The 23,796-nt window shown below is 70.3% G+C and carries 26 protein-coding genes and 3 tRNA genes; 20 read left to right on the top strand and 9 right to left on the bottom strand.

Annotation, left to right across the window (positions count from 1 at the left end; genetic code table 11):
• Positions 1–61 precede the first annotated feature (61 nt).
• On the bottom strand, positions 62–424 hold the full coding sequence (locus tag HUG10_RS17950; protein WP_179170871.1) for a dihydroneopterin aldolase family protein: 363 nt from the start codon (positions 422–424) through the stop codon (positions 62–64).
• A gap of 135 nt (positions 425–559) precedes the next feature.
• On the opposite strand from HUG10_RS17950, the gene azf reads away from it, so the two are divergent.
• The gene (azf, locus tag HUG10_RS17945) at positions 560–1,348 is read left to right on the top strand and encodes an NAD-dependent glucose-6-phosphate dehydrogenase Azf (protein WP_179170870.1); all 789 of its coding nucleotides are present in this window, start codon (positions 560–562) and stop codon (positions 1,346–1,348) included.
• Positions 1,349–1,440: 92 nt separating this feature from the next.
• Here azf and HUG10_RS17940 read toward each other — a convergent pair whose 3' ends face one another.
• Both HUG10_RS17940 and HUG10_RS17935 read right to left on the bottom strand, forming a co-directional pair.
• Positions 1,441–2,079 (bottom strand): DUF309 domain-containing protein, encoded by a 639-nt coding sequence (locus HUG10_RS17940; protein WP_179170869.1) that lies wholly within the window; start codon positions 2,077–2,079, stop codon positions 1,441–1,443.
• 133 nt (positions 2,080–2,212) lie between these two features.
• Positions 2,213–2,285 (bottom strand) — tRNA-Arg (locus HUG10_RS17935).
• 124 nt (positions 2,286–2,409) lie between these two features.
• Here HUG10_RS17935 and HUG10_RS17930 point away from each other — a divergent pair.
• The 4 genes from HUG10_RS17930 (at position 2,410) to HUG10_RS17915 (ending at position 6,254) form a co-directional block, all read left to right on the top strand.
• Entirely contained in the window at positions 2,410–2,991 is a 582-nt protein-coding gene (locus HUG10_RS17930) for a hypothetical protein (protein WP_179170868.1), read from the top strand.
• A 218-nt stretch (positions 2,992–3,209) separates the two neighbouring features.
• Positions 3,210–4,652 carry a single-stranded DNA binding protein gene (locus HUG10_RS17925; RefSeq protein WP_179170867.1) on the top strand — a complete coding sequence of 481 codons (1,443 nt, stop codon included), beginning with the start codon at positions 3,210–3,212 and terminating at the stop codon, positions 4,650–4,652.
• A gap of 150 nt (positions 4,653–4,802) precedes the next feature.
• Positions 4,803–5,234 (top strand): histone family protein, encoded by a 432-nt coding sequence (locus tag HUG10_RS17920; protein WP_179170866.1) that lies wholly within the window; start codon positions 4,803–4,805, stop codon positions 5,232–5,234.
• A complete protein-coding gene (locus HUG10_RS17915) occupies positions 5,235–6,254 on the top strand; it encodes a histone deacetylase family protein (protein WP_179170865.1) in 1,020 nt (339 codons plus the stop codon).
• On the opposite strand, the gene cca is transcribed toward HUG10_RS17915, so the two are convergent.
• The gene (gene cca, locus HUG10_RS17910) at positions 6,251–7,681 is read right to left on the bottom strand and encodes a CCA tRNA nucleotidyltransferase (protein ID WP_179170864.1); all 1,431 of its coding nucleotides are present in this window, start codon (positions 7,679–7,681) and stop codon (positions 6,251–6,253) included. The two genes, HUG10_RS17915 and cca, sit on opposite strands and share 4 nt — an antisense overlap.
• A 96-nt stretch (positions 7,682–7,777) precedes the next feature.
• Here cca and HUG10_RS17905 point away from each other — a divergent pair.
• Together HUG10_RS17905 and HUG10_RS17900 are read left to right on the top strand one after the other, a co-directional pair.
• Positions 7,778–7,850 (top strand) — tRNA-Asn (locus tag HUG10_RS17905).
• A gap of 88 nt (positions 7,851–7,938) precedes the next feature.
• A tRNA-Ile gene (locus HUG10_RS17900) sits at positions 7,939–8,014 on the top strand.
• 103 nt (positions 8,015–8,117) lie between these two features.
• Here the strand turns inward: HUG10_RS17900 and HUG10_RS17895 are convergent.
• A complete protein-coding gene (locus HUG10_RS17895) occupies positions 8,118–8,699 on the bottom strand; it encodes a hypothetical protein (protein ID WP_179170863.1) in 582 nt (193 codons plus the stop codon).
• 17 nt (positions 8,700–8,716) lie between these two features.
• Between HUG10_RS17895 and HUG10_RS17890 the strand changes: the two genes are divergently transcribed.
• Positions 8,717–8,911 (top strand): hypothetical protein, encoded by a 195-nt coding sequence (locus tag HUG10_RS17890; RefSeq protein ID WP_179170862.1) that lies wholly within the window; start codon positions 8,717–8,719, stop codon positions 8,909–8,911.
• On the opposite strand, the gene HUG10_RS17885 is transcribed toward HUG10_RS17890, so the two are convergent.
• Positions 8,902–9,558 (bottom strand): DUF6663 family protein, encoded by a 657-nt coding sequence (locus HUG10_RS17885; protein WP_179170861.1) that lies wholly within the window; start codon positions 9,556–9,558, stop codon positions 8,902–8,904. The two genes, HUG10_RS17890 and HUG10_RS17885, sit on opposite strands and share 10 nt — an antisense overlap.
• Positions 9,559–9,723: 165 nt before the next feature.
• Here HUG10_RS17885 and HUG10_RS17880 point away from each other — a divergent pair, with 165 nt between their 5' ends.
• The 6 genes from HUG10_RS17880 (at position 9,724) to HUG10_RS17855 (ending at position 15,187) form a co-directional block, all read left to right on the top strand.
• On the top strand, positions 9,724–10,431 hold the full coding sequence (locus HUG10_RS17880) for a metallophosphoesterase (protein ID WP_179170860.1): 708 nt from the start codon (positions 9,724–9,726) through the stop codon (positions 10,429–10,431).
• Between the two features lie 86 nt (positions 10,432–10,517).
• Entirely contained in the window at positions 10,518–11,705 is a 1,188-nt protein-coding gene (locus HUG10_RS17875) for a thiamine pyrophosphate-dependent dehydrogenase E1 component subunit alpha (protein WP_179170859.1), read from the top strand.
• Between the two features lie 108 nt (positions 11,706–11,813).
• Positions 11,814–13,010 carry a threonine synthase gene (locus HUG10_RS17870; RefSeq protein ID WP_179170858.1) on the top strand — a complete coding sequence of 399 codons (1,197 nt, stop codon included), beginning with the start codon at positions 11,814–11,816 and terminating at the stop codon, positions 13,008–13,010.
• Between the two features lie 48 nt (positions 13,011–13,058).
• Positions 13,059–13,751, top strand: coding sequence for a metal-dependent transcriptional regulator (locus HUG10_RS17865; RefSeq protein WP_179170857.1), 693 nt, complete (start codon positions 13,059–13,061; stop codon positions 13,749–13,751).
• Entirely contained in the window at positions 13,748–14,455 is a 708-nt protein-coding gene (locus tag HUG10_RS17860) for a TMEM165/GDT1 family protein (RefSeq protein ID WP_179170856.1), read from the top strand. Before HUG10_RS17865 ends, HUG10_RS17860 begins: the two co-directional genes overlap by 4 nt.
• A 45-nt stretch (positions 14,456–14,500) precedes the next feature.
• The gene (locus tag HUG10_RS17855) at positions 14,501–15,187 is read left to right on the top strand and encodes a LysE family translocator (protein ID WP_179170855.1); all 687 of its coding nucleotides are present in this window, start codon (positions 14,501–14,503) and stop codon (positions 15,185–15,187) included.
• 190 nt (positions 15,188–15,377) lie between these two features.
• Here HUG10_RS17855 and HUG10_RS17850 read toward each other — a convergent pair whose 3' ends face one another.
• On the bottom strand, positions 15,378–16,250 hold the full coding sequence (locus tag HUG10_RS17850) for a TrkA C-terminal domain-containing protein (RefSeq protein ID WP_246310185.1): 873 nt from the start codon (positions 16,248–16,250) through the stop codon (positions 15,378–15,380).
• 37 nt (positions 16,251–16,287) lie between these two features.
• Between HUG10_RS17850 and HUG10_RS17845 the strand changes: the two genes are divergently transcribed.
• Positions 16,288–17,334, top strand: a complete 1,047-nt coding sequence (locus tag HUG10_RS17845) for an NAD(P)-dependent glycerol-1-phosphate dehydrogenase (RefSeq protein ID WP_179170854.1) — start codon at positions 16,288–16,290, stop codon at positions 17,332–17,334.
• Here HUG10_RS17845 and HUG10_RS17840 read toward each other — a convergent pair.
• Positions 17,318–18,037, bottom strand: a complete 720-nt coding sequence (locus HUG10_RS17840) for a M48 family metallopeptidase (RefSeq protein ID WP_179170853.1) — start codon at positions 18,035–18,037, stop codon at positions 17,318–17,320. The genes HUG10_RS17845 and HUG10_RS17840 overlap by 17 nt on opposite strands.
• A gap of 188 nt (positions 18,038–18,225) precedes the next feature.
• On the opposite strand from HUG10_RS17840, the gene HUG10_RS17835 reads away from it, so the two are divergent.
• The gene (locus HUG10_RS17835) at positions 18,226–18,864 is read left to right on the top strand and encodes a DUF420 domain-containing protein (RefSeq protein ID WP_179170852.1); all 639 of its coding nucleotides are present in this window, start codon (positions 18,226–18,228) and stop codon (positions 18,862–18,864) included.
• Positions 18,865–18,981: 117 nt separating this feature from the next.
• On the opposite strand, the gene HUG10_RS17830 is transcribed toward HUG10_RS17835, so the two are convergent.
• The gene (locus HUG10_RS17830; RefSeq protein ID WP_179170851.1) at positions 18,982–19,389 is read right to left on the bottom strand and encodes a S26 family signal peptidase; all 408 of its coding nucleotides are present in this window, start codon (positions 19,387–19,389) and stop codon (positions 18,982–18,984) included.
• 416 nt (positions 19,390–19,805) lie between these two features.
• Between HUG10_RS17830 and HUG10_RS17825 the strand changes: the two genes are divergently transcribed.
• From HUG10_RS17825 to HUG10_RS17810, 4 genes are all read left to right on the top strand, one after another.
• Complete coding sequence (locus tag HUG10_RS17825) at positions 19,806–21,152, top strand: M28 family peptidase (protein ID WP_179170850.1); 1,347 nt, start codon at positions 19,806–19,808, stop codon at positions 21,150–21,152.
• 301 nt (positions 21,153–21,453) lie between these two features.
• The gene (locus tag HUG10_RS17820; RefSeq protein ID WP_179170849.1) at positions 21,454–22,158 is read left to right on the top strand and encodes an NAD(+)/NADH kinase; all 705 of its coding nucleotides are present in this window, start codon (positions 21,454–21,456) and stop codon (positions 22,156–22,158) included.
• Positions 22,159–22,276: 118 nt separating this feature from the next.
• Positions 22,277–22,735 carry a DUF7313 family protein gene (locus HUG10_RS17815; RefSeq protein ID WP_179170848.1) on the top strand — a complete coding sequence of 153 codons (459 nt, stop codon included), beginning with the start codon at positions 22,277–22,279 and terminating at the stop codon, positions 22,733–22,735.
• A gap of 55 nt (positions 22,736–22,790) precedes the next feature.
• Positions 22,791–23,795 (top strand): NAD-dependent epimerase/dehydratase family protein, encoded by a 1,005-nt coding sequence (locus HUG10_RS17810; RefSeq protein WP_179170847.1) that lies wholly within the window; start codon positions 22,791–22,793, stop codon positions 23,793–23,795.
• Position 23,796: the final 1 nt, after the last annotated feature.

Below are 23,796 nucleotides of genomic sequence, written 5' to 3'. Positions count from 1 at the left end.
ACGCTATTCGGCCCGTTTCCGTTTAAACGGTCGCCCGAAAGTGAAAGTGAAGCGCGGCGGCTCAGGTCGTCTCTCCCCCGTCGCCGCCCTCGACGCCGATCAGTTTCATCAAGGGGTAGCCTTCCTCCATCTCCATGCGCGTGCGGACGGTCGTACCCCGATACCGGATGCGCATCTCGACCTCCATCAGGCGGCCCGTCAGCTCCGTGTATCCGTTCTCGTGGTCGATCGCGTCCGCGACGGCCACGTCGTCGATGCGGACGACGACCGACTCGCAGTGCGGCTGGTTCTCGATGGCCTCGGCCATCGCCCGCTCCAGCGACCTGGCGCTGTCGGGCGAGACGGGCGTCCCGGCGAACTGGTGGTACAGCGACCCGAACTTGATCCCCGCCTCGAAGCACGCCTGCTGGGCGTCCGTGACCATGGGTCGCCCTACGTATCGGGCGCCAAAGGCGTACCGGGCCGCCACGACGGACGACGCCGCATGCCGCGATGCCCGGTTCCGACTCCCGATAGCGACCGACCCATATTTACCCCCGCCCGACCCACTCCCGGCCGAATGGACGATCCGGTGCTTCTAACGGGTGCGGGCGGCCGCGTGGGGCAGGCCATCCTCGGGGGCATCGGCTCCGAGTACGACTGGCGACTGCTCGACCGCGAGCCCCTGGCCGAGGAGGACATCCCGGACGGCGTCTCCGACGACGACGTGGTGATCGGCGACGTGACCGACGAGGAGGCCGTCCGGGAGGCGGTCGACGGCGTCGGCGCGGTCATCCACCTCGCCGGCGACCCCCGCCCGACCGCCCCGTGGGACTCCGTCCTCCGGAACAACATCGACGGCGCGCACACGGTGTTCGACGCGGCCGCCGACTCCGGCGTCGAGCGCGTCGCGTTCGCGTCCTCGAACCACGCCGTCGGCGCCTACGAGACCGACGAGCGCACGCCGGACATGTACCGGGCGGACGACGAGTACCAACTGAACGGGAGCGAACTCCCGCGCCCGTCGAACCTCTACGGCGTCTCGAAGGCCTCGGGCGAGATCATCGGGCGGTTCTACCACGACGAGCACGGCATCTCCGTCGCCTGCGTCCGCATCGGGAACCTCACAAAGGGCCACCCGCCGAAGGAGTACGAGCGCGGGCAGGCGATGTGGCTCTCACACCGGGACTGCGCGCACCTGTTCGACCGCTGCCTCCGCGCGGAGTACGGCTACGAGATCGTCTTCGGCATCTCCGACAACGACCGGAAGTACTACTCCATCGACCGCGCCCGTGAAGTCCTCGGCTACGAGCCCCAGGACAACTCCGCCGAGTTCACCTTCGAGGGCGACCCGAAGGACGGCGTCTGAGTCAGCTTCTCCTGCGGAACGCCGCCCCGTCTCATGTTACACAACAGTTCGGCGGCCCGCCCACGAGCCCGCAGTCGTCTCCCGAGGCCTCGCTATCGCTCGGCCTCGCGCTCCTCGAACAGCCCGGCCACGTCCTCCTCCTCGCGCCGCTTCCGCTCCACGTGTTTCTCCAGCCGGTCGAACACGAACGCCCGCGTCGGCTCCCCGTCGAGGAAATCGAACAGCATCGCCGCGAACCGTGATCGGCCCGTTCCGAACTCCTCCCCGGCGTAGTCGACCGCGTCGGCGATCACCTCCTCGTCGAAGCCGTACTCCTCGGCGAGCACCTCCGCGGCGACGGACGCCGCCTCGAGATCCAGGTCGGCGTACGCCAGCGCCTCGCCCTCGTGGGTCAGGACGGGCGGCGGCGCGCGCTCGACGCGTTCCGGGTCGCGTTCCAGCGCTCCGAGGGACGTCCGAACGGCCGCCACGTCGACACCGCGGTACTCCGCGGGGAGGTCGGCGAGGTAGCCGAGGGCGCTCCCCGCGAGGCCGACGGCGCCGCTCCAGTTCCGTCCGTGTGCGTGGTGGAGCGCCGCCGTGAACTGGATGAGCCCGTGGAGCAGCCGCTCGTCGTCGGTCCCGGATTCGAGCGGCAGCCACGCCGACTCCCACGGGTCGTGTGCGGCGTGGAACTCCCCGGCGTCGTACAGCGCGACGCCGGCCCGGAGCGCGGCACGGAACTCGGTCACTGTGCGGAGTTCGGGTTTGTCCGGTAAAACGTGTGTCTCTCGTCGCGAGGACAGCGTCCGCTAGAACCTCAGTGTACGTCCGGCCGAACGGAGCAGACCTTCGCTCCGCTCGTCGAAGTTGCGGCGTCAGAAACGTCCCGACGGAGATTTGAACTCCGGTCACTGGCTCCGCAAGCCAATAGGATGGTCCACTACCCTACCGGGACTCATCAAAGCGTACAGCCGAACCACGTAAGACTGTTACGATACGCCGACCCCCCTGCGCCGGAGGCACAAACGGCACTTTGTGTCTACCCCGTTCTTTTCTTCCACCCACCCCATGGAATCGACATGGAAAGACGAGGGTTCCTCTCCGGACTCGTCGCGACGACCGGGCTCGGCGTCACGGCCGGCTGTCTCGGCGCGGGCGGCGGGGGTGGCGACGGAGGCGGCGACACCGACACGCCGACGGATGCACCGACCGACACGCGAAGCGAGACGCCCTCGGAGGACCCGGACGGGACGCCGAGCGGCACCGGGACGCCGGACGACACCACCGGGACGCCCGGATCGTCGCCCGTGCTCTCGGACAGTGCGTTCGAGACGACGGGTGACTGCGCCGCCGAGGAGGCCGGCACCGCCGGCATCTCCTTCGGCTCCGACGCCGTGACCTGCACCGGCTGTATCACGGGCAAGAACGGCTGCCAGCAGGCGACCCTGGCGAACGCGGAGTACGACGCTGGGGACGACCTCCTCACCATCGAGGTGACGACGACCGCCGGCGGGGACACGCCGGAGTCGTGCACCCAGCAGATCGTCCACCGCGGCTACGAATCGACCTTCACCTTCGAGGGCGGCCTCCCGACCGAGGTCAGCGTCGTCCACGAGTCGATGGGCGAGCAGAGCGAGGCCGCCCACGCCACGCGCGAGTGACGACAAGCGTGACGACAGCCCGGGGGACGAAGCCAGAGTTTATTGGCGAGGACGGGAGCAGGGCGTACCATGTTTCCCCTCCCTCGCGGTGGAGTGGTCCGCCGCGTCCGCGCTCGCGACCGGCCGGGCGCTCGACCGCGCCAACCGCCCGATAGTCCCGCCGTACCGACCGAACGACAACCCTTAAGCGACGCGTCCGCCGAGAACGCAACAGGATTATGGGCGTGATCGAGGACGTCTACGACGACGTGGAGACCGACGTCCCGTTCGAGGAGTTCGAGGCCGCGGTCGAGGACAAGGTGGAGCAGATGGGCGGACTCGCGGACGAGGAGACGGCCGCCATGCTCATCGCGCACGAACTCCGCGACGAGGAGGTGAACTCCGTCGCCGACATCAAGCCGGGGATGGACGACGTGAAGTTCCTCGCGAAGGTGATGAAGGTCGGCGAGGTCCGGACCTTCGAGCGCGACGGCGAGGACGAGGACGGGCACGTGCTCAACGTCGAGGTGGCCGACGAGTCCGGCCGGATCACCATCTCGATGTGGGACGGGATGGCCGTCGACGCCGCGGAGCGACTGTCCGCGGGCGACGTGCTCCGGATCATGGGTCGGCCGAAGGAGGGGTACAACGGCCTGGAGGTCGCCGTCGACAAGGCCGAACCGGACGACGACGCCGAGGTCGACGTGGAGGCGATCGAGGAGTACCGCGTCGAGGACCTGACGCTCGGGGCCTCCGACGTCAACCTCCTCGGGAAGGTGCTCGACACTGACTCCGTCCGGACCTTCTCGCGCGACGACGGCTCGGAGGGCCGCGTCGCGAACCTCACGCTCGGCGACGAGACGGGGCGCATCCGGGTCACCCTCTGGGACGAACAGACCGAGCGGGCGGAGGAGCTGGAGGCCGGCGACACGGTCGAGGTCGTCGACGGCTACGTCCGCGAGCGCGACGGCTCACTCGAACTCCACGTCGGCAATCGCGGCGCGGTCGAGGAGGTCGACGCCGACGTGGAGTACGTCCCCGAGACGACCGACATCGCGGCGCTCGAACTCGACGAAACGGTCGACATCGCGGGCGGCGTCATCGAGACGAACGAGAAGCGGACCTTCGACCGCGACGACGGCTCGGAGGGCCAGGTCCGGAACGTCCGCATCAAGGACGGGACGGGCGAGATCCGCGTCGCGCTCTGGGGTGAGAAGGCCGACAAGGACATCGACCTCGCGGACCGCGTCGTCTTCACCGACGTGGAGGTCCAGGAGGGCTGGCAGGACGACCTCGAAGCCTCCGCGGGCTGGCGCTCCACCGTCTCGGTGCTCGAGGGCGACGGGCCGACCGGATCGACCGGAACGGGGGCCGGCGACGGTTCCGACGAGCGCGACGCCGGACAGGGCGGCCTCTCGTCGTTCGGCGACGAGGCGGCTGCGGTAACGGCGGACGACGACGCGGGCGGCTCGACGGACGACCAGGACAGGTCAGATGCGGACGACGGCGGCGGCGTCGTGGAGTTCACCGGGACCGTCGTGCAGGCCGGCGATCCGATCATCCTCGACAACGGGACGGAGACCCGAAGCGTCGAGACCGGCGCGAAGCTCCGCCTCGGCGAGGAAGTGACGGTCCGAGGCGTCGAGCACGACGGCTCCATCGACGCCGACGACGTGTTCTGAGGGACCCGATTCGGAACGCTGTGGTCTGCAACGTCAGAATTAGGCGGATCGAGCCACGTGTGTCGGACCGGTCGGACCGCCCCACCCCGACCGAACGGACCTATCCCGGCAACGGAAAGCGTTATACAGCCCACAGACCGGCGTATGTGTATGAGTGTCGAGCTTCCGTTCGCGCCCGTGGACGAGGTCATCCGTCGGAATGCGGGCGACCTCCGGGTGAGCGCCGACGCCGCCGAGGAACTGGCCCGGCGCATCCAGATCCGCGGGGCGGAACTCGCAGCAGACGCCGCGGAACGGGCGGACGAGGACGGCCGCAAGACCCTGATGCCGTCGGACTTCGGGGTGGAGCAGCTGGTCGATCGGGCGGATCTCACGCTCCCGATCGCCCCGGTCGACCGCATCGCGCGCCTCGACATCGACGACACCTACCGCGTCTCGATGGACGCCCGGGTCGCGCTCGCGGACATCCTCGAGGACTACGCCGACAACGTCGCCCACGCGGCGGCCATCCTCGCGCACCACGCCGACCGACGCACCGTACAGGCCGAGGACATCGAGACGTACTTCGCCCTCTTCGAGTAGATGCGCTTCGGCTACAGCGAGACCTGTCTCGACCACGACACCGGTACCCGGCACCCGGAGAACCCCGACCGCCTCAGGGCGATCAAGGAGGGCCTCAAGCGCAAACACGGCGTCGAGTACGTCGAGGCCGACCCGGCCTCCCGCGAGGCGGTCGCCGCCGTCCACGACGACGACTACGTCGACGAGATCGAGTCGTTCTGCGAGTCCGGCGGCGGCAACTGGGACCCGGACACCGTCGCCAGCGACGGCACTTGGGCCGCCGCGCTGGCCGCCGCGGGGCAGGCCCAGTGGGCCGCGGAGCGCGCCCTCGCCGGCGAGGACGGCCGGGACACGCCGTTCGCACTCAGTCGCCCGCCGGGCCACCACGCCGTGGCCGACGACGCGATGGGCTTCTGCTTCGTGAACAACGCCGCCGTCGCGGCCCAGTCGGCCCTCGATTCGAGCGAGGACGACGGGCTCGGAGCGGACCGGGTCGCGATCTTCGACTGGGACGTCCACCACGGCAACGGCACGCAGGACATCTTCTACGAGCGCGGCGACGTGTTCTACGCGTCCGTCCACGAGGACGGCCTCTACCCCGGCACCGGCGACGCGGCCGAGACTGGACTCGGTGACGGCGCGGGCACCACCCTGAACGCCTCGCTGGGCGCTGGCGCCGGCGACGCCGACTACCTCGCCGTTCTGGAACGCGCCGTCTCGCCCGCCATCGAGCGCTTCGACCCCGACCTGGTGCTCGTGAGCGCCGGCTTCGACGCCCACCGCCACGACCCCATCTCGCGGATGCGCGTCTCGACCGAGGGGTACGCCCTCATGACCGACCGGATGCGAAGTCTCGCTGACCGGACCGACGCCGGCCTCGCGTTCGTCCTGGAGGGCGGCTACGGTCTCGACACGCTCTCCGAGGGCGTCGCGGTCGTCCACGAGACGTTCGACGGCCGGCCGCCGATCGAACCCGACGAGGACCCGAAGGACGACACCGTGGCGGTCGTCGACGACCTTCGCGACCGGTTCGACCTCTAGACGCGCGGCTCGAAGTACTCGCGCAGTTCCTCCCCGAAGCTCTCGGCCAGTTCCCCGACGTCCTCGCCGGCGAGCACCTCGTACCCCTCCCGGAGCGCGGTCTCCACCCGGGCACCCAGCGCGGCCTCGAACAGGAGGTCCGAGTCGAGCAGCGCCACCGCGTCGCGCTCCTCCCGTTCGCGCTCGACCACGTACCGGCCGTCGTCGACGAAGGGTCCGTAGGCGTCCGTCCCCGCGTACTTCCCGTAGAAGCCAGCGGCGTGGTCGTGGACGTGGACCGGCGGCCCCTCGTGGCGCTCGACGCCGGGGAGCGTGCGGTGGGACAGTTCGAGGAGGAGCGCCGCGCGGCGGCTCCGTCCGGAGTCGCCCGCGTCACCTCGCTCCCCGCCACCGCCGTCCTCGTCGCCGTTCGCGTCGGTCGCGGCGGTCGTCGACCTGAGTACTTCGAACCCCCGACCGGTGAGCGCGCGCTCAACCCCGTCGATCGAGCGTCGGAGCTGGGGGTACAGCTGGTCGTCGACGATGTCCGGCGCGTCGAAGGCGACGGCGACGGGCGCGGTGCCGCGCCGTCGGACGTGTTCGCGCACCTCGTCGGCGCCGATCGGCTTGGGCTCGGGCGGGAAGAACACGTCCGCTCGGGGCTCCGCGAGCAGATCGCGCGCGTGGTGCTGGAACCGTGCGAGGTTGTCCGCCGAGAGGACGGCGGCGACGTTTCGCTCCAGGTCCGTCGGGTCCACCACGACGAGCGGGTCGTCGAAGGAGCCCACACCGTGGTCCTCGGGGTCGAAGCGGACCTGCGGCGTCCACTCGGCGGCTGCCTCCATCGTCCCGCGGGCACTCCCGTGTTCCAGGACGAGTAACTCCGCGAGGTATCCCGAGAACCCCTCCGTCCGGAGGTCGCTCCCGTACACGCCCACCCCCTTCAGGAACCGCTTGAAGACCCGGACCTCGCCCGTGAGGTCGTCGTCCAGTCGGGCGTCGAGGTAGGCGTTGTGGAACGGCGTGCGGTCCACGGACGAGCGGATCGCCGTGGCGTCGGGCACGTCGTAGCAGGGGACGAGATCGACGTCGAACCCGTCGTATTCACCCTTCACGTACGGGTGCTCGGCGTACTCCTCCCGGCCGTCGGGGAGCGTAGCGTGGCCGACGCGGAGGCCGTACTCCTCAAGGTCCGCGTTGGAGAGCTCCGTCGGGAAGCGCACGAAGAGGTCGATGTCCCGGTCCCCGGCGAGCCACGTCCCGCGGGCGGTGGAGCCGACCTGCAACACGTCGGCCTCGTCGGCGGGTGCGGGGAGCTCCGCGACCGCGGCGGCGGCGCGTTCCGCGAGGTCGGTCGCCGCCGCCCGGAGCCGGTCGCGCTCGGCCGCGTCGGGCGTCACCCGCTCGCGAACGCGGGCGAGGAGCGCGTCGAGGTCCGTCTCGGTCATTGACCCCTCGTTCTGGCCGACCCGTAACGAGCGTGTCGGTCCCGTCGGGGGGAAACGAAAGCCCTATCAAATACAGTCCGGTATCCAGTACTGCGTGCCGAAGTAGCTCAGCTGGTAGAGCACCTCGCTGTTAACGAGGTTGTCCCAGGTTCGAGTCCTGGCTTCGGCGCTTCTCTACGGACCCTATCGTCCAGAGCCGTGCGGACGTATTGAAGAGGGTAAGGTACTTCACCGTCTCCGGGGAAACACCCGGCTGAGGGCCCTTAGCTCAGTCTGGTCCAGAGCGCCCTGCTCATAACGGGGTGGCCGAGGGTTCGAATCCCTCAGGGCCCAGTTCTCGCGACGCCACGGCGAGGAGTTTAGCGACGAGTCGGCGCCGCGTGATCGGGAGCGAGGGATTCGGAGCAGGGAGTGGAACGATCGAGGTTCGAATCCCTCAGGGCCCAGTTCTGACTGCGTCGCCCGGAACGATCAGCCCAGCGAGCCAGCCGGAAAGGAGGAGCATCCACGCGGCGGAGAGGGCGACGCCGGCCGCGACGAGGGCGACCTGGATCGCGAACGCGTCCTGCAGTGTCGGAACGGCGTTTCCGACGGCGTAGGTTCCGAGCACGACCAGCAACAGCGGCCACCCGATCACGACGCCGATGGCGCTCGCCAGCGCGTCGAACCAACCCGGGAGCGCGACCAGCGAACCGGCGACGATGTAGACGGCGAGCGCCAGCGAGACGGCGGTGAACGTCGCGAGCGCCCCGTTCGAGGGGCTGACCAGGGGGCGCACCCACGAGGGTACGGACTCGGACTCGATGTCGAGTGCCGCGTCCACGAGGATCGCGACGACGCCGCTCACGGCCAGCGCCACGGTGGCGAGCGCGACGACGCGGGGGAGGACGTCGGTCACCGGTCGACCGGCCGCGCCGATACCGGCCTCCCGCATCACGAACCACAGGAGCGGGAACGAGACGAGCACGAACGGGAGCGCGAGGGTACGTCGGGGCCGGAGGGAGGCGGGGAGACCCATGTAATCCAGTTGGGCGAGTGACCTATTCAAGATTTACGAGGTGGGCATCGGCTGGCTGGTACACGGGACCAGAGCCCTACCCGCCCAGGAACTGGGACGACGCGCTCGCCCTGGGCAACGCCTGCGCGTCCCGGTACGTGGCAACCGGCGCGACCGCCGGGCGCGAGATGCTCGTCGCCTGGATCGAGGCGGGAGCGTCAGCTCAGAAGTAGGTGTCCCGGACCGTCCGGGCCAGCAACCCGTCCTTCGCGAAGGCGACGTAGACGACGACGAACGCGCCGTCGGCGGGCCGGAGGACGAACACCTCGCGCTCGGGAGGGTCGTCGCCCTCGTCGTTCGCGGTCTCCCCGCTCCCGCTCTCCCCCTCCACGTCCCCGGTTTGCTCGTTCACCCGCTGGACGAGCGGTTCGACCGGGGTCGTTCCGTTCCGGAACTCGGCGAGGAGGTCCCGCGCCCCCGCGTCGGCGAAGACGTACAGGGCGCCGTTCGGCTCCCCGTCGGTGTCGTGCGTGACCCGCGAGGCCATCCCGTCGCCGGCCGCCCGGGCGTCCTGCCAGGTGTCGCGTGCGGCCTCGAAGAGGTTCTCGACGTCGTCGGCGAACAGGAACCGGCCACGCCGACGGACCGAGAGCGACGCGAACCGCGCGTCCCCCTCGGTCCAGGCGAGTTCCGCGTCGACGACGAACCCCGGTTCGAGTGCCGCGACCGCCTCGCCGAGTTCCCCCTCGTAGCCCTCGGCGGCCACGCGCATCGGTTCGTACGCGTCCGCCGGGTCCTCCGTGGGCGCGAGATCGACGAGCACGTACGCGTCCCCCTCGCGGGACAGGACCCGGAACCGCCCGTCGGTGGTCACCTCCATGTCCCCGAGGAGTAACCGGGGGCACAAGCCCGTGTCGCTTCCCTCGCCCCGGTCCACGGGTTGCACCGCCGGCTCCGCCGCCTCAGCGCGGGGTCCGTCACCGACCCCTCCGACGACTCGGCCCCCGGCGACATCCCTTAGCCCCTCGGGCGCCACTCGCGACCCGTGCCGACGTTCCGCTTTCGCGACCGCGCAGTCCACCTCCCGGAGGCGGATGCGCTCGTCTGTGCCGACCTCCACGTCGGTCGAGCCGAGGCCTCCGACGTCGAGTACCCGCTCGGCGAGGGCGCGGACCTGGAGGGGCGACTCCGCGCCCTGCTCGCGGAGTGGTCGCCGACCGAGGTGGTGTTCGCCGGCGACGTGCTCCACGAGTTCGGCCGTGTCTCACTCGCGAGCGACCGGTCGCTCGCCGGCCTCGCCGACGTCTGCCGCGACGAGGGAGCGACGCCCGTCGTCGTCGCCGGCAACCACGACACCCTGCTCTCGGAGGTGTGGGACGGGACGATCCACGACGCCTACGCGCTCGACGCGGGCGGGGAACGAGTCGTCGTCCGCCACGGCCACGAGGCGCCGCCGCGGGACGAGGACGCTGACTGCTACGTCGTCGGCCACGACCACCCGACAATCGACATCGAGGGGCAGCGCCGGCCGTGTTTCCTCTACGGGCCGGGTCAGTTCAGGGGGACCGACGTGCTGATGCTCCCGTCGTTCACCCGACTCGCCGCCGGCGTGACGGTGAACGGCATGGGGACGCGCGACTTCGACTCGCCGTTCGTGACCGACGCGAACGCGCTCCGCCCGGTCGTCCGCGACGACGACGCGGACGAGACGCTGGAGTTCCCGCCGCTGGGGGAGTTCCGACGGCTGCTCTGATCGAGGGCGTTCGACCGTTCCCCCGTTCGGCGGGAAACCGGCTGTCCGACCGGAACCGATACGCCGTTCGAGCGACACCTGCCCACATGACAGGTCGGGACGGAGCTGACGCGCCGGAGGACCGTAGAGCCGACACGTCAGGGCAGACGGCAGCCGACGCGGACGACCCGATGGGCGAGGTGTACCGCGTGCTCGACGCGGACGGGGTCCCGGTCCGCACCGTACCGGACATCGTGGACGGCGTTCTGCTCGACATCTACCGCGACATGCGGACGGCGCGGCGGTTCGACGAGCGGGCGGTGAGCCTCCAGCGCCAGGGCCGGATCGGGACGTTCGCCTCCATCGCCGGCCAGGAGGCCGTCTCCGTCGCAGCCACCCACGCGCTGCGCGAGGACGACCCGGTGTTCTACCAGTACCGCGAGCACGGCGCCGTCATCGCGCGGGGGTTCCCCCCGGGCTACCTCTCGTTCTGGATGGGTCACGAGGAGGGGACCGCCGCGCTCGCCGACATCGACGTGTTCCCGCTGGCCATCGGCATCGCGTCCCACATCCCGCACGCCGTCGGTGCGGCGATGGCCTTCGACTACCGGGGTGAGGACCGCGTCTCCGCGACGTTCTTCGGCGACGGCGCGACCTCCGAGGGCGACTTCCACGAGGCGCTCAACTTCGCGGGGGTGTTCGACACGCCGAGCGTCTTCTTCTGCACCAACAACCAGTGGGCCATCTCGGTCCCGAGCGACCGCCAGACCGCCTCGGAGTCGTACGCGGCGAAGGCCGAGGCGTACGGCTTCGAGGGCGTCCGCGTCGACGGGATGGACCCGCTGGCAGTGTACGACGCCGCTCGCCGGGCGGCGGCGAAGGCCCGTGAGGGCGGGACCCCCCACGAGGGAGCGGACGACGGCGTCGACCACCGGCCGACCCTGATCGAGACCGTGGCATACCGCTTCGGCGCCCACACGACCGCCGACGACCCGTCGGTGTACCGCGACGAGGCGGAACTCGAGCGGTGGCGGCGCTGGGACCCGCTTCCGCGGTTCGAGGCGTTCCTGCGCGGGCGGGGGTTGCTCGACGACGAACGGATCGACGCGATCGCCGACGAGGTCGAGGAACGTGTGGCCGAGGTGATCGAGGCGGGCGAGGGGGTCGAACCCGACCCCGCGTCGATGTTCGAGCACGTCTACGACCGGCCGACGCCGGAGCTCCGGGAGCAGCGGGACGCGCTGCTCGACTCCATCCAGCGACACGGCCACGAGGCGTTCGACCGCGAGGAGTGAGCAGGCGGCGGGAGCGACCGGAAAGCAAGCGGGAACGTTCCATGCGCGGGCGGCGGGGCCTCACGGCCGAACGGAAGCCACTATGCCCGCCGAGTCGAAGCCGCGGGCATGGAAACGACGGATGCGTTCCGCGGGCTCGGCTGTACGGGCTGTGGCGCGTCGTTCGACGCCGACGAACACGGCCGGTGTCCGGAGTGCGGGGGATCGCTCGACCCGGCGTACGACTACGACACGGTCGACGCCAGGGAGTTCACTGGCGACGGCGGAGGGGTCGGCCGCGCGGACGATCGGCCGGGCCACTGGCGCTTCGACGCGCTGCTCCCGTTTCCCGCCTCGGCGGGACTGTCGGCGAGCGAGGGCGACACGCCGCTCGTCCGGACCGACCGACTCGCCGGCGAACTCGGCGTCGCTGCCGCTTACGTGAAGGACGAGGGACGCAATCCCACCGGAACGTTCATCGACCGCGGAACGAGCCTCGCCGTGACCGCCGCCGCAGACCGGGGGGTCGAACCGCTCGCGCTCGCGGCCGCCGGCAACGCCGGCCAGTCGGCCGCCGCGTACGCCGGTCGGGCGGACCTCCGTTCGTACGCGTTCGTCCCGTCGCGGACGGCGTTCTCGAACAAGGCGATGGTCAACGTCCACGGCGGCGACATGCGCGTGGTTGGCGGCCGCTACGGCGACGCCGCGGCGGCGGTCGACGACCAGCTCCAGACGGAGTACTACTCGCTCCAGGAGTTCACCACGCCGTACCGGCACGAGGGCGCGAAGACCGTCGCGTTCGAACTGTTCGCGGACGTCGGTGTTCCCGACGCGGTCGTCGTTCCGGTCGGCACCGGCGAACTGCTCGTGGGGCTCGTGAAGGGGTTCGGGGAACTCCGGACGGTCGGGGCCGCGGACGCACTCCCCTCGGTGTACGCCGTCCAGCCGGAGGGGTGTGCGCCGATCGCCGCGGCGTGGCGGGCGGATGCCGACGCGGTTGAACCGTGGGAGGGTCCGGACACCATCGTCGGCGAACTGGAGATCGAGGACCCGGCTGGCGGTGACCGAGCGCTCGACGCGCTCGCGGAGGTGGACGGGGACGCGCTCACCGTCCCGGACGGCGACGCCCTGGAGAGCGCCGTGACCGTCTGCCAGTCCGAGGTGCTCGAAGTCGGCGGCCCGGGCGGCGTCGCGCTCGCGGGCGCGTGGGCGCTGGCCGAGGACAGCGAACTGGACGAGGACGACGAGGTCGTCGTCGTCAACCCCGACGCCGGCGCGAAGACGCCGGACGTGCTCCGGAGCCACCTCATGGGACAGGGGATCTGACCCGTTCGGTCCGCCAAGCATAAGGATTAGACGCAACTAATTCGGGACATGCTGAGCGACGTGATGGAGGACTACCTGAAGGCGATCTACGTCCTCCAGACCGAGGACGGTCCCCCCGTCTCAACCTCCGCTATCGCGGAACGGCTGGACAAGACGCCCCCGACCGTGACGAGCATGCTCGACACGCTCACGGAACGTGGCCTCGTCGAGCGCGAGAAGTACAAGGGCGCGGAGCTGACGCCGGAGGGGCGGACCGTCGCGCTGGAGGTCATCCGGCACCACCGACTGCTCGAGGCGTACCTCGCCGAGCAGCTCGACTACTCGTGGAGCGAGGTGCACGAGGAGGCCGACATCCTCGAACACCACATCAGCGAGGAGTTCGAGCGGCGCGTTGCCGAGGTGCTCGGAAACCCGACGATCGACCCCCACGGCGACCCCATTCCGGGCGCGGATCTCGAACCCCCGTCCGACTCGGACACCCGACCACTCACCGACTTCGAGGTGGGTGACGACATCGTCATCGCCCGCGTGAGCGACCGCGACGACGAGGAGCTCGAGTACCTCGAACGCGCGGGTATCACGCCCGGAACCGCCGCGACCATCGTCGACGTTGCGCCGTTCGGGATGGTTACCGTCCGGGTCGCCGGCGAGGAGCAGAGCCTTCCCGACTCGGTCGCCGCGTCCGTGCGCGTTCGGTCCGAGTCCGGCGACGAGGCCTCCCTGAAACCCAGCGACGCGTGACCGGCTACCTCGAACTCGTGGTCGTCGCGGCGGTCGCCCAGTTGGCCGTCCTCCCCGGTGAGAAGGTGCAGTTCATTATCGCCGGACTGTCCACCAGATACCGGCCGGCCATCGTCGTCGCCGCCGCCGGAACCGCGTTCGCGGGCTGGACGGCCGTCGAGATCACCTTCGGCGCGGCGATCCAGGGAGTCCTCTCGCAGTTCCTCCTCGACGCGTTCACCGCCGGGATGTTCCTCCTGTTCGCGGTCCTGCTACTCCACTCGACCCCGTCACCGGGTACGGACGGGCGCCCCGCCGAGACGGACGGCGGGACCTCGCTGCTCGGCGCCATCGACGGCGAGGTGACGCTGCTCGGAAAGGAGTTCTCCGGGCGGTTCGGGAGCTTCCTCTCGATCTTCGCGATGATGGCCGCGGGCGAGTTCGGCGACAAGACGCAGCTCGTCACCATCGGACTCGCCGCGCAGTACGGCGCCACGTCGGCCATCTGGGTCGGCGAGATGCTCGTCATCATCCCGGTGAGCCTCGCGAACGCCTACCTGTTCCACCGCTCGTCGCGGCGGTTCGACGTTCGCAAAGCCCACCTCGCTGGGGCCGCGCTGTTCGCGTTCTTCGGGCTCGACACGGTTCTGTCGATGGTCGTCGGCTTCTCCGTCTGGGAGAGTCTGGTCGGCGCCGCATCGCAGGTCGTCCTCGGCCTGTTCTGAGCGCGTGTCGCGCCGTTTAAGTCGGGTGTTCTCCTTCGCCGGGACGTGTCGGCGACCCTCCTCTCCCTGCTCGCCGGGATCCTCTTCGGCCTGGCGCTGGCAGCGCCGCCGGGGCCGATGAACGCCGTCATCGCCGAGGAGAGCGTCGTCCGCGGGTGGACCGCCGGCGCGAAGGCGGGCCTCGGCGCGGCGTCGGCGGACCTCGTCTTCTTCCTCCTCGCGCTCCTCGGCGTCGTAGGCGTCGTCGAGCGATATCCGCTGCTCCGCGGCGTCATGGTGGGCGTCGGCGGCGTGTTGATGTGCTACTACGCCGTGGGCGCGGCGCGGTCGCTCCGGACCTCCTTCGTCGCCGCCGACTCGGCGCCCGAGGAGTCGGCGGGGTTCCGGAAGGCGTTCGTGCTCGCCCTGACGAACCCCTACCAGGTCCTGTTCTGGCTCACCGTCGGCGTCGGGCTGCTCGAACCGGGAGCCGTGGACGTGTTCGCCGAGGCCGGCGTCGCGTCGCTCGCCGGGTCGGTCGTCGTGGAGACCGGGAGCCCGGCGCTCGTCGTCGGCTTCTTCGGCGGGATCGGGCTCTGGGTCACCGGCTTTCCCGCCGCACTGGTGGCCGCGCGCCGACGGGTCGAGACGCTCGCGCCGGTCGTCGCCGGGCTCTCGGCCCTGGTGCTCGCCGGGTTCGGCGTGGCCTTCCTCCTCGACGCGGCGGGGACGCTCGGTCGGTTCGCGGGCTGAGGGTCGCGGCGCGGCTGGGGAGTCACGGTTCTGGCTGGCAGGCGGCGGGGGTGCCGTCCCGGACGCGCCTCGGCCGCGCGATCGCTGGCGGCGCGTCCGGCGATTCTCAGGTCACGCGGCGTCTGGTCCCGGCTTCCCAGGTAAACGTTCGCCTCGACGGTGGATCCGATCCGAGACCCGTCGCGTGCGGTCACTGCTCGACGAGCCGCTCCTGCTCCGCGAGGACGCGTTCGTGTTCCTCGACGGCGTCCGCGTGCGCCCGATCGTCCCCCGCCTCGCGACCTGCCAGTTCCTGCAACCGGTCCTCTTTCCCGTAGAGGACGACGGTATCCCCGGGTTCGATCCGGGTGTCGGAGTCGGGCGCGCCGACGTATATGTCCCTGCGTACGATCCCGAGGATCAACACGCCCTCGTCGCCGAGACCCAGTCCACTCGGGGTCGCGTTCGCGAGCCAGTCACCCGAACGGACGTCGATCTCCGCGATCCGATACTCCCGCTGGAGCCCGATGATCTTCGTGTAATCCCTGATGCCGAGGTCGGTCGTTCGTCTGAGCGACCACGTGATCGCGGGCGTGACCAGTCGGTTGAACCACCGGCTGCGTGCGAGGAGGACGAGCAGGACTACCCCGCTGACGATGTATATCAGGTTCAGTAGGTTCGCTTCCCCGCCATCGTTGAACGACAGGACGATCGACGGGATGACGCTCACGAGTCCCACGCTGCCGAGGCGGATGAGGGTCTTGACCACCGCCCGTCGTTCGGGCGTCGATACGACGTGTTCGGCCTCCTCCGTGGTGTAGCCGGCCCCGGAAAACGCGGACGCCGACTGGAACGAGGCTACGTCGGGCGAGAGTCCGGTCAACTGCAGCGCCACCGATCCGATCCGGACGACGAGCATCGACAGCGCGAAGATCACTAGCAACGAGAGGACGGGATAAGTCGCGACCATGGCCCGGGAGGGTTCGTCCGGCAGCGCGTTAGTTCCATCGACAGTTCGTGGCCACGGGACGTCGTCGGCCGTCGACGCGCCGCAGGGGACGATGTCGCAGGGGCGACACGACACGGGAAACCCTTTGGCCCGGTGTCCCGAGATGCGCGGTATGTTCGGGAAATCGACGTGGATCAAGCTCCCGCGGAACGTGCTCGTCGGCCACGGCGTCGTGGACCAGGTGGGCGCGGCCGTCGAGGAGCTCTCGCTCGCCGGGCGCCCCCTGCTGGTGACGAGCCCCTCGCCGGATGACATCGCCGGCGACCGCGTCCGCGACCAGTTCGACGACGTCGCGACGACGACGGTGAGCGACGCGAGCTTCTCGGCGGTCGGCGAGGTGATCGAGGCGGCCGAGGCGGCCGAGGCGACGTTCCTCGTCGCGCTCGGCGGGGGCAAGCCCATCGACATCTCGAAGATGGCCGCCGACGAACTGGGGCTCGGCTTCGTCTCGGTTCCCACGGCGGCGAGCCACGACGGCATCGTCTCCGGGCGGTCCTCGATCCCCGAGGGCGACACCCGTCACTCGGTCGCCGCCGATCCGCCGCTCGCTGTCATCGCCGACACGGAGCTGATGGCGAACGCGCCGTGGGAGCTGACGACCGCGGGCTGTGCGGACATCATCTCGAACTACACCGCCGTGAAGGACTGGCGGCTCGCCCGTCGGCTGAAGAACGTCGAGTACTCCGAGTACGCCGGCGCGCTCTCGGAGATGACCGCGGAGATGCTCGTGGACAACGCGGGCTCCATCAAGCAGGGGCTCGAGGAGTCCGCCTGGATCGTCTCGAAGGCGCTCGTCTCCTCCGGCGTGGCGATGTCCATCGCCGACTCCTCCCGGCCCGCCTCGGGCGCGGAGCACCTCTTCTCGCACCAGCTGGACCGAATCGCCCCGGGCGAAGCACTCCACGGCCACCAGGTCGGCGTCGGCTCCATCATGACCGAGTACCTCCACACCGGCGAGAAGGGCGCCTGGCGCGACATCCGCGACGCGCTCCGGGCAATCGGCGCGCCGACGACGGCCGCCGGGCTCGGCATCGACGACGAGACCGTCGTCCAAGCGCTCACCACCGCTCACGAGATCCGCGACCGGTACACCATCCTCGCCGGGGGCGTCAGCGAGGAGGCCGCCCGTGAGGTCGCGTCCTTCACCGGCGTCGTCTGAGGGGCTCTGCCGCGGTCGAGTTCTCGATCGGTTCGGATCCCGTTCCCGCAACGTCGTGTTCGTCGAGGCGTTCGATCCGCGAGACGAGCGACGGGTGTCTGGAGAACCACCCGCCTTCGGTCACGTGCCCGGCGTCCGCCAGGGCGACGAGCGCGGCGGCGAGCGAGGGCCCCGACCCGGACGCGCGTGCGAATTGGTCCGCGTCGTGCTCGGTCCAGCGCGAGACGCGAACCGTGAGGAACGCGGCCGGGAGGACGAGCGCGGCGCCGACGAGGAACCCCGGGTCGGGCGAGAGCGTCGCGCCGACCGCCCAGGCGAGCGCGAACGCGACGGGGACGACGACGCGCACCGGGACGTGTCGGCGCGCGAGGTGACCGTACTCGTGACAGACCACGGCCGCGACCTCCTCCGGCGCGAGGTCCGCGACGAGTCGCTCGGAGACGAACACCCGGCCGCGGGTCGGCGAGAGCCCGGCCGCGAAGGCGACGGGGCCGCGACCGCCCGCTAACACTCGAACGCGCTCGGCCGGCACGCCGGCGCGCGCGACCGCCTCGGCGAGGGCGGGGTCGAGCGGCCGGGTCGATTCGGTTCGACCGACGACGGCGGGCGCAAGTCCGGTCCCGACGACGCCGGCGAGTACGACCGCCCAGAGCTCCCACCAGTCGAGCACCCATGCGGCGAGCGTGGCGTGGACCTCGCTCATCGGTGGAGGACGGAAGGGTGGAGGGGTCGACGGAACGGCACATGCGTGAGTCGCGCGAGGGTGGTTGTAGGTTTTTCCCCGGGACCTGCACGGTCGAACCGGTCCCCAACGGGGACGCGCGGCACGTGACTCGTCGCCGGGAGACCAGAACCCGAAGACGAAAGGCGCCCCGTTCCATACGCCCGCGTATGGCAACTTCCGACGTGGGTGGGCTCCGCGGGGCGGTCAAGTCCCACCCGCGCGCCTTCGTCGCCGCGGTGTCGGTCGTCGGGTACGGGCTGGTCATCGGGACGTTCGCCGGGGTCGTACCCCAGTCCGTGTTCCCGTCGCTCACCGAGGCGGAGGTGAACGTCCTCAGCCACGCCATCGCCGCCGTCAACACGGTGACGACAGCCCTCCTGCTCCTCGGCTGGAGGTGGATCCGGGCGGACGAAGTCCGCAAGCACGCCGCCGCGATGAGCGCCGCGTTCGGGCTCATCATGGTGTTCCTCGTCATGTACCTCTCGAAGGTGGGCGGCGGGCCGGGCGAGAAGCGCATCGTCGTCGAGTCGGGGATGTTCCTCGGCCAGTACGCGGGCGCCGTCGAACTGGGCTACCTCCTCATGCTCGTGGTCCACATCTTCCTCTCGGTCGTCTCCGTGCCGGTGGTGCTGTACGCCATCACGCTCGGGGTGACCCACACGCCGGCGGAACTCCGTCGGACGCCCCACGCCCGCGTCGGGCGGGTCGCCGCGACGGCGTGGATCCTCTCGCTCGTGCTCGGCGTCGTGACGTACTTCCTGCTCAACTGGGTGTACGGATACGAGTTCGTGCGCGTCTCCTATTAGGAATAAACGCCGGTCAGGCAGGAACTGTTAGGGGACACCGTCGATACATCCTGAGCCCGCGAACTCGAGCCGCACACACCCGAGATATGGGACTCTGATCTCGGCGGTGCCACGGATTCACTCCGGTTTGACTGGAGGGGCGAGTCCCGTCGCCTGGTCGTAGGCTCGATTGTCGTCCCCTTTCGTTACGAACCCCGAGTTCGGGGCCGCACAGTTCCGGAGTTCGGAACAGTTCTCGGCGTCCACGTACCCGGGGTCCGTCTTCCCGTACCAATTCTCACCCGCTTCGACCCAGAAACGCGACCGATGGATGATCGGGGACCCGCTGCGACCGGGTGGCTGGTAGACGATCACGGACCCATAGGAACCGAAGTTTCGAACCCCCATCCCCTTTGCCGTTCGATAGGTGCTGATTCCAGTCGAGCCGTACTCGGCATCCGAGGCGAATCTTCCGGGCTCGCTTATGACGACCAGGTCACCTCGCGTCATGTGCGGCTGCATACTCCCACTTTCGACGGCGACCATCGGGGGCCACACCCCCGTAACTGCGAGGAGAACCAGTCCGAAGAGCATCACGTACCCGACGCTGGTCGCGAACTCCTGACGAGAAGTAGCGGGCCAGCGTCCGCGGATTTGACCTCCTCGTACGCCCTCATGGACGTGTGGAGGACCACAGAATCGTCAGGCTCCGCGGATGGCTCTCTCGAAGCCTCCGACGTACGCTCCGCGTCCCCGGACGAGTCCTCGTCGGTCACAGTACCCACTCTCCACTGAGGCACTTGAACTGATGGATTAACCCCAAGTTGGTCAGAGAAAACGAAGTGGCAGCCGTTCTCCGCCTGTTTCACGGGAAGTTCCCTTCGCGGAGGACCACCGACACCGACCCGGACGAACGGACCGACTCCCGAAACGCTTTCTCCCGTGGCGCGGAGCCACACCCGATGACCGACCTCACGGAGCGGACCGACTGGATCGGCGAGACGTTCACCAGCACCGCGGGCTGGGACCTGCTGGAGGACCTCGTCGACATCGGGAACAGGATGGCCGGCCAACCCGGCGAGCGCGAGGCGCTCGAACGCGTCCGGGACGCGCTCGCGGAGGCCGGCTGCCGGAACGCCCGGATCGAGGAGTTCGACCTCCAGGGCTGGGTCCGGGGCTCCTCCCGGATCGACGCGCCGGGCGGCGAGCAGGACTGTATCGCGCTCCCGCGCTCGCCGTCGGGGACGGCGACGGGCGACCTGCTCGACCTCGGCTACGGGCTCCCGGAGGACTTCGAGAACGCGGACGTGGAGGGGGCCGTCGTAATGGTCTCCTCGACCGTGCCGGACCACTACGAGCGCTTCATCCACCGACGCGAGAAGTACTACTACGCGGTCCAGGAGGGGGCGGCTGGGTTCGTGTTCCGGAACCACGTCGAGGGGTGTCTCCCCCCGACGGGGTCGGTCGGGACCCCCGGGGCGCCGATCGGGGACATCCCGGCGGTCGGCGTCTCCGCGGAGGTCGGCGCACGACTCGCGCGGCGGGCCGAGGGCGACGAGATCACCGTCGAGGTCGAGTGCGAGACGCCCGACGCGACGAGCGGGAACACGATGGCCGAACTGGGTCCCGACACCGACGAGGAACTGCTCGTCACCTCCCACGCCGACGCCCACGACATCGCCGAGGGCGCGATGGACAACGGCGCCGGGACGGCCACGATCGTCGAGGTCGCCAACGCGCTCGCGGCGAACGAGGACGCGCTCGACACGCGGGTCAGGTTCGTCGCCTTCGGCGCCGAGGAGGTCGGCCTCGTCGGCTCCTCCGTCGAAGCTGACCGCACCGACCGCGACGCCGTGAAGGCGATCGTCAACGTCGACTCGAACGTCTTCGGTCGCACCCTCAAGCTCCACACCCACGGGTTCGAGGACCTCACAGCGGCGGCCGACCGGGTCGGCGAGCGGTTCGACCACCCCGTCGCGACCATCCCCGAGCAGAACCCCCACAGCGACCACTGGCCGTTCGTGCAGACCGGCGTGCCGGGGTACATGGTCTCGGGGAAGACCGAGGGCCGCGGGCGCGGCTGGGGCCACACCTTCGCCGACACGTTCGAGAAGCTCGAGGTCCGGAACCTCCGCGAGCAGGCCGTCCTCCTCGCGGCGCTCGTGGCGGACCTCGCGGACGACGACACCGACGTCGCCCGCCGGGACCCGGCCGACATCGCCGCCGCCGTCGAGGCACAGGACCTCGCCGAGGGGATGAAGGTGACCGGCGACTGGCCCTACGACGACGACGGAAACCTGGCGGAGTAGCGGCGACTCGACCACTAGGGCGACGTCGACTCGTCCATCCGCCGAACGACGCTCGGCCAGACAGCGCTCCGGGTGGGAATGGAAGGGGCCGATCGCTCGGCGAACCCCGGCGCCGTAAGCACGCGAGGGAGCGAAAGCGACCGAGCGCGCGCAACGAGCCGCGGGAGCCGAGCGATCGGGGGCTTCCACGGTGGTCCTCGCGGTCGCTGTCGTGAATGCAGTGCCGAAGGAAGCACCGAGCCTCCCGACGACCGATGATCGACCCACGCCGATTAAGTCCCGCCCCGTGAAACGACCGACGATGAGCGAACTCCGGGTCGCCACGGCGGGCGACGACGGGACGGTCGGCGCCGCCGTCGAGGCGGTCGGGGGGGCGGTCGTCCCCGCGAGCGAGGCGGACGCCCTGGTCACGTTCGGCGAGGACGCGCTCGTGGATACTGCGCTCGCGGACCCGGAAGTCCCGTTGCTCCCCGTCGACGCCGGGCCGGGGAACCACTCCGTCCCGAAGCAGCGGGTGGACGAGGCGCTCGACGCGCTGGCGTCCGGCGAGGGCTGGTTGGAGCCCCACGCGATCTTCTCGGTGGCGGTCGGCGACGAGCGGGCCGCCCGCGCGCTGCTGGACGTGAGCCTGATGACGAGGGAGCCGGCACGCATCTCCGAGTACTCCGTCCGCGCCGGCGCCGAGGAGGTCGACCGCTTCCGCGCGGACGGCGTCGTCGTCGCCACGCCCGCCGGGTCGGCGGGCTACGCGCGCGCTGCCGGCGGGTCCGTGGTCGTCCCCGGAGGGGGGCTCAGCGTCGTGCCGGTGGCGCCGTTCGAGACGATGCCGGACACGTGGGTCCTCGACGCCGACCTGACGCTGGTGGTCAAGCGCGACGACAGCGACGTCGACCTCGTCGCCGACGGCCGGGTCGTCGGGTCCGCGCCGGCCGGGACGCCCATCGAGGTTGCTCGCGACGGACGCGTCGAGTTCCTGCGGGTGCCCGGCGTCGCGGCGACGCGGTAGGTGACGCCGCAAGGGTGACGCGAGAGGGTACCGCCGACGGGGCGGTTGCTCGACGGCGCAGCGGGACGACTCGCGCGGATTGGAAACCTTCTAATGAGTCGTGGACGGAGTACCCCGCATGCAACCGCTACCGCTGCAGTTCGCCCTTCCGGTCGGGGCGCTCGAGGCCGTCGCGGGCGTGCTTCCGTACGTCATCCTCGTGGTGGTGCTGGCGAACCTCGTGACCCGGATCCTCGCCCAGCGCAACTACGCCCGGCAGGCCGAGGAGGAGGACGTCGACGACGATGCCCCCCTCTCGCGGTACCTTCCCCACGAGATCATGAACGTCGTGCTCGTCCTGCTGACGTTCGCGATGACGATCGTCCAGCCCCACGGCGGACTCGTGCTGGCGACGCTGGTCGTCGGCCTGTTCATCTCGGACTTCTTCGAGTTCGAGGCGCGCTGCGTCGAGGTCCGCAACGGGATGGAGATCGAACGGCCGAACAGCGCCATCTTCGCCTCGGGCCTGGTGGTGCTGTACGCCGGCTTCCAGGCGCTGTTCTTCCTCATCGAGCCCTACTGGGGCCAGGTCATCTGAGCCGACCGGTCGGGCCGACCCTCACGTTCTTCACGTTTCTCGCCGACGCCCCCGTATGTCCAGTTCGTCTCCCGGTGGAAACGCCCTGTTCGTCGGCGGCACGCGCTTCATCGGCCGGCACGCCGTCGACCTGTTCCGGGAAACCGGCTACGACGTGACGACGATGAGCCGCGGAACGCACGGGTTCCCCTTCGACGGGGCCGTCTCGCACGTCGAGGGCGACCGCACGAACCGCGAGGACCTGATCCGCGCCCGCGACGCGGCCGACCCGGACGTCGTCGTCGACATGGTCGCGATGCACCCCGGCGAGGTCCGCACTGCGACCGAGGTGTTTTCCGACGCCCGCTACGTGTACGTCTCCTCGGGGAGCGCGTACGACGCGGTGGACGTGCCGATGCGCGAGGACGCGACGCAGCTGCACCCGTGCGGGCCCGATCAGGAGGACGACGACTCCGTGGAAACGTACGGCCCGCGGAAGGCCGAGGGCGACCGCGTCGTGGCGCGGGCCGCCGAGGACGGCGTCGAGGCGATGGCCGTCCGCCCGATGCTGGTGTACGGCCCGCATGACTACACCGAACGGTTCGGCTACTGGGTGAACCGCGTGGCGACGTACGACCGCGTCCTGGTCCCGGGCGACGGCGGGTCGCTGCTCCACCGGGCGTACGTCGAGGACGTCGCCGCGGCGCTCCTCCGGGTCGCCGAGAACGGCGCACCGGGCGAGGCGTACAACGCCGCGGACCGGAACACGTTCTCGCTGGGGCGCTCGCTCGAACTGATCGCGGACGCGCTGGACACCAATGTGGAGCCGGTCCACGCGAGCGAGCGCGAACTGGCGGAGTTCGGCGTCGAGCCGACGGACTTCCCGCTGTACACGCCGCGGCCGGCGGTGGTGTCGACGGGGAAACTCGCGGCGCTCGGCTGGGAGTCGACCCCACCAGCGGAGGCGGTCGCGCGCACCGCCGAGGCCCACGTCGACGCCGGCGTGACCGGGCCGGAGGACGCGCTGGACCGCGAGACGGAGGAGCAGGTGCTCGATGCGCTGGGCGAGCGCACCCGGTAAC

This window comes from Halorarum halophilum, assembly GCF_013401515.1.
Lineage (GTDB): Archaea > Halobacteriota > Halobacteria > Halobacteriales > Haloferacaceae > Halorarum > Halorarum halophilum.
Note: the sequence above shows the minus strand (reverse complement) of the source record. Positions and strands in the feature narration are given on the sequence as shown.